The sequence below is a fragment of the Halalkalibacter oceani genome (assembly GCF_023715605.1).
Lineage (GTDB): Bacteria > Bacillota > Bacilli > Bacillales > Bacillaceae_D > Halalkalibacter > Halalkalibacter oceani.
Genome location: NZ_JAMBOL010000066.1, coordinates 1 through 1,396 on the forward strand (window position 1 = coordinate 1; position 1,396 = coordinate 1,396).

Genomic DNA, 1,396 nt, shown 5'->3' on the forward strand with positions numbered 1-1,396 from the left:
GGGACTGATACCGGAGGTATAATCGGAGAGGGGACTGCAGCTGATTTTAAAAAAGTCTATGCGACAGGAGAAGTTGAAGGCGAGAATAAGGTTGGGGGTCTTATCGGGGAGGCGCGAGGCGCTATTGAGATTAGCGATGGCTTTTCAGCTGGAAATGTTAAAGGATCTGGTGATAGTGTTGGAGGAGCTGTCGGTTATTTGGGCTCTTCATCAGGTACCCCAAGATTGGAAAATGTCTATGCGGTTGGGAGTGTAGAAGGAAAAGAGGAAGTTGGTGGGATCGTAGGCTATCATCGCCGAGGATCAATACAACAAGTATTCGCATTAAATCCTTTTTTGGCTGGTGAAAGTCATGTGGGAAAAGTGATAGGTAGTCAGCACAGTAGTGGAGATTTTGAACACACATATAGCCATGATCGGATAAACGGTGGTGGAAAAACAGACTTTCTTACGGGACTGATAACTGAGGATAATCGAAAGAACTTTGCATTCTATAAAGAGAGAGGGCTGGATGAAGAAAGCTGGCTGTTTAGTTCGACGATCGGATTACCCGTACTAAGAGGACTACCAGAGCCAAATATCCAAGAGCCAATTTATGAAGAGACTGTTACATTAATGAGCGACGAAGAAGGAATCTTTATTCCGATTCGAACCGTGAGCGAGTTAGAAAAGATAGGTTCTATAGGGTCAGAAACCCGTTATAAACTCCTGAATAATATTGATCTTTCCTCAGTAGAAAATTGGGAACCCCTGCCTCGATTTGATGGAGTGTTGGAGGGGAATGGGCATACGATTTTCAATCTGACGATTGAGAAAAATGAAAGCGATGTAGGGCTATTTAGGTCAGTGGGGTCCGATGGAGTGATTAAGAACCTCACATTACAAAATGTAAATGTAAAAGGAGGAGAGGAGACAGGTGCGCTCACTGGATCGGGGAGTGGCACTATTGAGGGTGTTAGTGTCATAGATGGTTTAGTGTCAGGAGAAGATATGACTGGTGGTATCGCAGGAAGCTGGTCGGGTGCCATGACGGAATCCTATAGCAGTGTTGATGTAAAAGGCGGGACTGATACCGGAGGTATAATCGGAGAGGGGACTGCAGCTGATTTTAAAAAAGTCTATGCGACAGGAGAAGTTGAAGGCGAGAATAAGGTTGGGGGTCTTATCGGGGAGGCGCGAGGCGCTATTGAGATTAGCGATGGCTTTTCAGCTGGAAATGTTAAAGGATCTGGTGATAGTGTTGGAGGAGCTGTCGGTTATTTGGGCTCTTCATCAGGTACCCCAAGATTGGAAAATGTCTATGCGGTTGGGAGTGTAGAAGGAAAAGAGGAAGTTGGTGGGATCGTAGGCTATCATCGCCGAGGATCAATACAACAAGTATTCGCATTAAATCCTT

1 pseudogene is annotated in these 1,396 nt (G+C 45.3%); it reads left to right on the forward strand.

Going from position 1 to position 1,396, the window contains the following annotated elements:
- A pseudogene (locus M3202_RS21945) lies at positions 1-1,396 on the forward strand (hypothetical protein); the annotation flags it as partial.